Genomic DNA, 7,201 nt, shown 5'->3' on the forward strand with positions numbered 1-7,201 from the left:
GGGGGCAAGCCCCCAGACCCCCGAAGCCGCGACAAGGGGGGCGCCCGGGCGACGCCCGGAGCCCGTCCTACGCCGCCCGCCGGGCCCGGAACGTCCTCCGGTAGTCGTTCGGCGGGACGCCGACCGCCTTGGTGAAGCGGCGGCGGAGGTTGGCCGCCGTGCCCAGGCCGCAGAGTTCGGCCACGCGGTCCACCGAGGCGTCGCTCGCCTCCAGCAACTCCCGGGCCCGCGCGATGCGCTGGGCCTGGAGCCACTGCATGGGCGTCGTCCCCGTCGCCGCGTGGAAGCGGCGGATGAGGGTGCGGGGGCTGGTGTGGGCCCGGCGGGCGAGGTCGGCGACGGTCAGGGGTTCGGCGAGCCGCTGCGTGGCCCAGTGGAGGAGGGGCGCCAGGGAGTCGTCGGTCCGTTCGGGCAGCGGCGCCTGGATGAACTGGGCCTGTCCGCCCGGCCGGTGGGCGGGCGCGACCAGTCGGCGGGCCACCGCGTTGGCGGCCTCGACGCCGAAGTCCCGGCGGATCAGGTGCAGACAGACGTCGATGCTCGCGGTCGCTCCCGCGCCGGTGACGACGTCGCCGTGGTCGACGTACAGCACGGACGGGTCCACCCGCACCGCCGGATAGCGCTCACCGAGCAGCCGCGCGTACCCCCAGTGCGTCGTCGCCGTCCGGCCGTCCAGCAGTCCGGTGGCCGCGAGGGTGAACGCGCCCGAGCACAGCGACACCACCCGCGCGCCGCGCCGGTGCGCCTCGCGCAGGGCCGCCACCAACTCCCCCGGAGGGTCGCCGTGGACGTCGGCGGAGGCGGGGACGAGCACGGTGTCGGCGGTGACCAGGTCCTCCGTGCCGTGCGCGGTCCGCGTGCGGAACCACGAGCGCGCGCGGGCGTCGCCGTCCGCCGTACCGACGGCGCAGACGCGCAGGTCGTACCAGTCCTCAGGAGACGCCGCCTCGGGAGGCGCCGCCCGGCCCTCCCCGGCGCCCGGCGCCCCGCCGGCGTCCGCGTCCCACCCGAGGACACCGCCCCTGCCGAAGAGGTCCGTGCCGAACACATGGCAGGGAATGGCCAGTTCGAAGAACGGCATGCCGTCGGTGACGGCCACGGCGATCGAGGGCATGGCAGCAATGTACCGGGCATTGTCGTTCCTGCCACTCGTGAGGGTGCGCCGTCCTCCCGATGCTGGGTGCATGAACTCCCTGCCGGAGCGCACGAAACCGCCGGTCCCCGTGCGCGCATCCCACCCTGATCCCCACCCCGCTCCCCACCCCGACCCCCGCCGCTGGCTGGTGCTCGCCGTCGCGTCGGCCGCCCAGTTCCTCGCCGTCCTCGACGTCTCCGCGATCAACGTGGCCTTCCCCGTGATCGGCGAGGACTTCTCCTCGGCGTCGGCGGCCGGGCTCTCCTGGGTGCTCAACGCGTACACCATCGTGCTCGCGGCGCTGCTGATCCCGGCCGGGCGGCTGGCCGACGCCATGGGCAGGCGGCGGTCGTTCCTCCTCGGCCTCACCGTGTTCGGACTGGCCTCCGTCGGCTGCGGCGTCGCGCCCGGCCTCGGGTGGCTGGTGGCCGCCCGCGTCGCGCAGGGCATCGGCGCGGCCGTGCTCGTCCCCACCTCCCTCTCCCTCGCGTTGCCCGCGTTCCCGGCCGCGGAACGCGCCACGGCCGTGGGCGTCTGGACGGCCATCAGCGCCCTGGCGGCCAGCGCGGGACCGGTGATCGGCGGGCTGCTCGCGGCGTCCGACTGGCGGTGGGTGTTCCTCGTCAACGTCCCGGTGGTGCTGGTGGCCCTGGCGGCGGGCGTCCGCCTGCTGCCCCGCCCCGCCCCGGCCCCCGCCGACGGCCGGAGCGACGGCGACCCGGCGGGGACGGTGCTGGTGTTCGTCGCGGTCGGCGCCCTGACGACCGCCGTCGTCGAGGCCGGCGACTGGGGCCGTACGTCGCCCGCCACGCTCGGCGTCCTCGCGGCCGGAGTCGCGGCGGCCGCGCTCGGCGTCCGGCACGTGCGGCGGACCCAGGACCCCGTGATCGATCCCGCCCTCTTCCGCACCAGGGGTTTCACGGCTGCGACCCTCGGCCTGTTCGCCTACTTCCTCGCCTACTCGGCCATGCTGCTCGCCGCGTCGGTGCTCTGCTCCGACGTCTGGGGCTGGTCGGTGCGGCGCTCGGGAGCCGCCCTCGCGCCCTGGCCCGGCACGGTCCTCGTCGTCTCCGCCCTCTCCGGCCGCGTCGTCCGGGCGATCGGCGAGCGCGGAGCCGCCACCCTGGGCGCGGTGTGCTTCACGGCCGCTCCGCTGTGGTGGCTGACCGCCGCGAACGGCACCCCGCGCTACGCCGCGGCGCTCCTGCCCGGCCTGCTCCTCGCGGGCGTCGGCACGGCGCTCTGCCAGTCGGTGATGTTCGCGGCGGCCGGCCGGCTTCCGGAGCACCGGATGTCCCTGGGCTCCGGCGTCCTCATGGTGGCGCGGCAGGGCGCCACGGCCCTCGGCGTGGCCGTGCTCGTCGGCCTGGGCGGCGGCGCCCACCGGCTCGGCCTGGACGCCCTGCGCGCCGGCTGGGTGTTCGCCGCGGCGACCGCCGCGCTCGCCCTCGCCGCCTGCCTGACGCTCCCGCGCCGCGTCCACTGACGCCTCCCGCCCCCTCCGCCATCTGACGTTCCGTCGTGCCACACGGGGTGATCTCAGCTGAATCAGGTGAGGATGGAGGGATGGGATTCCATGTCGATTCCGAGGCCGGGCGGCTGCGGCGGGTCATCCTGCACCGCCCGGACCTGGAGCTGAAGCGGCTCACCCCGTCCAACAAGGACGCCCTCCTCTTCGACGACGTGCTCTGGGTCCGCCGCGCCCGCGCCGAGCACGACGGCTTCGCCGACGTGCTGCGCGAGCGCGGCGTCGAGGTGCACCTCTTCCGGGACCTGCTGGAGGAGAGCCTGCGGGTGCCCGCCGCGCGCACGCTCGTCCTGGACCGGATCTTCGACGAGAAGGAGTACGGTCCGCTGGCGACCGGCCCGCTGCGCGCGGCCTTCGAGCGGATGCCCGCCCCCGAGCTGACGTCCTGGCTGGTCGGCGGGATGACCAAGCGGGAGTTCCTGGAGCGGCACGCCGAACCGGTCTCCGTCCGCTTCCATGTGATGGACCTCGACGACTTCCTGCTCAACCCGCTGCCCAACCACCTCTTCACCCGCGACACCTCCGCCTGGATCTACGACGGGGTGTGCATCAACGCCATGCGCTGGCCCGCCCGTTGGCACGAGACGGTGCACTATGAGGCGGTCTACCGGCATCATCCGGTGTTCGCGGCGGGCGACTTCCACATCTGGTCGGAGGGCCAGGCCGCCTACCCGTCCACGATCGAGGGCGGGGATGTGCTGGTCATCGGGCAGGGCGCGGTGCTGATCGGAATGAGCGAACGGACCACCCCGCAGGCCGTGGAGATGCTGGCCCACCGGTTGTTCGCCGCCGGGTCCGCCCGGACCATCGTGGCCCTGGACATGCCCAAGCGCCGCGCCGTGATGCACCTGGACACGGTGATGACCATGGTGGACGGCGACACCTTCACCCAGTACGCCGGGCTGGGCATGCTCCGCTCGTACACCATCGAGCCGGGGGTCGGCGAGCGGGAGCTGAAGGTCACCGACCACCCGCCGGGCCATATGCACCGGGCCATCGCCGCCGCCCTGGGGCTGGACTCGATCCGCGTGCTCACCGCGACGCAGGATGTCCACGCGGCGGAACGGGAGCAGTGGGACGACGGCTGCAACGTGCTGGCGATAGAGCCGGGGGTCGTCGTGGCGTACGAACGCAATGTGACGACCAACACCTTCCTGCGCAAGCATGGGATCGAGGTCATCACCATCCCCGGCAGCGAGCTGGGGCGGGGGAGAGGCGGGCCGCGCTGCATGAGCTGCCCGGTGGAACGGGATCCGGTCGCGTAGCGCGGCGGCCGGAGGGGCCTCGCGGGCGTGAGCGGGCGGCGGCGCCGGAGGACCGGTGCGGCGGTACCGGAGTGGCTGGTGCGGCAAGACTGGAGTGGCCGGTGCGGCGTGACTGGAGTGGCCGGTGCGGTGGTAGTGGAGGGCCGGTGGATGCCCATGAGACGATGAGTGCATAATATTGCGCTCAAGCGCATAGAATTCCAGGGTGGAGGCGCGGGAAACGCACCTTCGGACGGAGCGCACGGCACTTCAGGGAGTCCTCATGGCCACAGACCTCGCGGGCCGCGGCCTGCTCAAGGAGACGGATCTCAGCGCCGAGGAGTTCCACGGCCTCGTCGAGCTGGCCGCCGAGCTGAAGGCGGCCAAGCGGGCCGGCACCGAGGTGCCCCGGCTGACCGGGCGCAACATCGCGCTGGTCTTCGAGAAGACCTCCACCCGCACCCGCTGCGCCTTCGAGGTCGCCGCCGCCGACCAGGGCGCCCGCACGACCTACCTGGACCCCTCCGGCTCCCAGCTCGGCCACAAGGAGTCCGCCAAGGACACCGCCCGGGTCCTCGGCCGGATGTACGACGCCATCCAGTACCGCGGGCACGCCCAGGAGACGCTGGAGGAGCTCGCCGCGTACGCCGGGGTCCCGGTCTACAACGGCCTCACCGACATGTGGCACCCCACCCAGCTGCTCGCCGACGTCCTCACCATGTCCGAGCACACCGCCAAGCCCCTGGAGCACGTGGCCCTCGCCTACCTCGGCGACGCCCGCTACAACATGGGCAATTCCTACCTCGTCACCGGCGCCCTGCTCGGCATGGACGTCCGTATCGTGGCGCCCGAGGAGCTCTGGCCCGCCCCGGCCGTCGTCGAGCAGGCGCGGCAGCTCGCCCGCTGGAGCGGCGCCCGCGTCACGCTCACGAGCGACGTCGGCGAGGGCGTGGCGGGCGCCGACTTCGTCGCCACCGACGTCTGGGTCTCGATGGGCGAGCCCCGCGAGGTGTGGGACGCGCGGATCGCCCTGCTCGCCCCCTACGCCGTCACCATGGACGTCCTCCGGGCCACCGGCAACGCCGCCGTGAAGTTCCTGCACTGCCTGCCCGCCTTCCACGACCTCGGCACCACGGTCGCCCGGGAGATCCACGAACGGCACGGCCTCACCTCCCTCGAAGTGACCGACGAGGTCTTCGAGTCCGTGCACTCCGTCGTCTGGGACCAGGCGGAGAACCGGATGCACACCATCAAGGCGCTCCTCGTGTCCACCCTGGCCCGGCGGGAAGAGCAGACGCTGCCCATCGCGCACTCGTGACGACAGTCACACATCGGTGATAGCTTCGCCGGGCAGGCACCAGCCCCAGCCCACCCGGCTGAAGGAGGCCGCGCCCGATGAGCCCCACGAGCCCGTCGAACCCCTCGCGACCGTCGAATCCCTCGCGACCGGATCCCCCGAGCCCGTCGAACCCCTTCACCGGATCCGCGTCCACGACCGACGCATGGCGGCACCTGCGCCTCACCGTGGACTCCGGCGTCGCCACCGTCACCCTCGCCCGCCCCGACAAGCTCAACGCCCTCACCTTCGGCGCCTACGCCGACCTGCGCGACCTGCTCCCCGAACTCGCCCGGGACGGCTCGGTGCGGGCCCTGGTCCTCGGCGGCGAGGGGCGCGGCTTCTGCTCCGGCGGGGACGTGGACGCCATCATCGGCGCCACTCTCGCCATGGACACCCGCCGCCTCCTCGACTTCAACCGGATGACCGGCCAGGTCGTCCGGGCCCTGCGCGAATGCCCGTTCCCCGTCGTCGCGGCCCTGCACGGCATCGCCGCGGGCGCCGGCGCGGTGCTCGCCCTCGCCGCCGACTTCCGCGTCGCCGACCCCACGGCGCGCTTCGCCTTCCTCTTCACCAAGGTCGGCCTCTCCGGCGGCGACATGGGCGCCGCCTACCTGCTGCCGCGCGTCGTCGGCCTCGGCCACGCCACCCGGCTGCTGATGCTGGGCGACACCGTCCGCGCCGTCGAGGCCGAACGCATCGGGCTGATCAGCCAGTCGGTACCGGAGGGCGAGGCGGACGACGCGGCCCGAGCCCTCGCCCGCCGGCTGGCCGACGGGCCCGCCCTCGCCCTGGCCCAGACCAAGGCCCTGCTCGCCGCCGAGCTCGACATGCCGTTCTCCGCCGCCGTCGAACTCGACGCCGCCACCCAGGCGCTCCTGATGAACAGCGCGGACTACGCCGAGTTCCATGCGGCGTTCACCGCCAAGCGACCCCCCGAGTGGCGGGGCGTCTGAGGTGCGCGTCGCGGTCGTCGGCGGCGGGCCCGGCGGGCTCTACACCGCCGCCCTGCTGAAACGTCAGGACCCGGGGCACGAGGTCACCCTCTGGGAGCGCAACGCCCCCGACGACACCTTCGGTTTCGGCGTCGTCCTCTCCGACGAGACCCTCGGCGGCATCGAGAGCGCCGACCCCGCCGTCTACGCCGCGCTCCGCCGCTCGTTCGTCCGCTGGGACGCCATCGACGTCGTCCACCGCGGCCGCACCCTGCGCTCCGGCGGCCACGGCTTCGCCGCGCTCGGCCGCCACCGGCTGCTCCGCATCCTGCACGAGCGCTGCCGTGGCCTCGGCGTCGACCTGCGGTTCCGTACGGAGGCGCCGCCCGCCGCCGAACTCGCCCGCACCCACGACCTCGTCGTCGCCGCCGACGGTGTCCACAGCGCCACCCGCACCGCCCACGCCGACCACTTCCGGCCCACGCTCACCACCCACCGCTGCCGCTACGTCTGGCTCTCCGCCGGCTTCGCCTTCGACGCCTTCCGCTTCGAGATCGCCGAAACCGAGCACGGCGTGATGCAGCTGCACGGCTACCCCTACGCGCCCGACGCGAGCACGGTGATCGTCGAGATGCGCGAGGAGGTCTGGCGGCGGGCCGGTTTCGACCGGTGCACGGCGACGGAGACCCTCGGCCGGTGCGCCGCCCTCTTCGCCGACGCGCTGGGCGGGCGCCCCCTGCGCTCCAACCGCTCCTCCTGGACGGCCTTCCGCACGGTCGTCAACGCCCGCTGGTCGTACGGCCGTACGGTGCTGCTCGGCGACGCCGCCCACACCGCCCACTTCTCCATCGGCTCCGGCACCAAACTCGCCGTCGAGGACGCCCTCGCCCTCGTCGGGCGGCTGGCAGGACGGGGCCCGGACGGCGTGCCGGCGGCCCTCGCGGCGTACGAGGCCGAGCGGCGCCCGCTCGTCGAGTCCACCCAGCGGGCCGCCCGGGCGAGCCTGGAGTGGTTCGAGGAGCT

6 protein-coding genes are annotated in these 7,201 nt (G+C 73.9%); 5 read left to right on the top strand and 1 reads right to left on the bottom strand.

Annotated features, from left to right (window positions below):
- Positions 1 to 67: 67 nt before the first annotated feature.
- Positions 68 to 1,114 (bottom strand): helix-turn-helix domain-containing protein, encoded by a 1,047-nt coding sequence (locus JNW98_RS10675; RefSeq protein ID WP_223767899.1) that lies wholly within the window; start codon positions 1,112 to 1,114, stop codon positions 68 to 70.
- A gap of 70 nt (positions 1,115 to 1,184) precedes the next feature.
- Between JNW98_RS10675 and JNW98_RS10680 the strand changes: the two genes are divergently transcribed.
- From JNW98_RS10680 to JNW98_RS10700, 5 genes are all read left to right on the top strand, one after another.
- Positions 1,185 to 2,621: an MFS transporter gene (locus JNW98_RS10680; RefSeq protein ID WP_223767900.1), complete on the top strand. Its 1,437-nt coding sequence runs from the start codon at positions 1,185 to 1,187 to the stop codon at positions 2,619 to 2,621.
- Between the two features lie 80 nt (positions 2,622 to 2,701).
- Positions 2,702 to 3,928, top strand: a complete 1,227-nt coding sequence (locus JNW98_RS10685; RefSeq protein WP_223767901.1) for an arginine deiminase — start codon at positions 2,702 to 2,704, stop codon at positions 3,926 to 3,928.
- A gap of 262 nt (positions 3,929 to 4,190) precedes the next feature.
- Entirely contained in the window at positions 4,191 to 5,225 is a 1,035-nt protein-coding gene (argF, locus tag JNW98_RS10690) for an ornithine carbamoyltransferase (RefSeq protein WP_223767902.1), read from the top strand.
- 77 nt (positions 5,226 to 5,302) lie between these two features.
- Entirely contained in the window at positions 5,303 to 6,199 is an 897-nt protein-coding gene (locus tag JNW98_RS10695; protein WP_223767903.1) for an enoyl-CoA hydratase family protein, read from the top strand.
- A partial coding sequence (locus JNW98_RS10700) for an FAD-dependent monooxygenase (protein WP_223767904.1) occupies positions 6,153 to 7,201 on the top strand: 1,049 nt, incomplete at its 3' end. The genes JNW98_RS10695 and JNW98_RS10700, both read left to right, overlap by 47 nt.

This window comes from Streptomyces huiliensis, from assembly GCF_020037025.1.
Taxonomy (GTDB): Bacteria; Actinomycetota; Actinomycetes; order Streptomycetales; family Streptomycetaceae; genus Streptomyces; species Streptomyces huiliensis.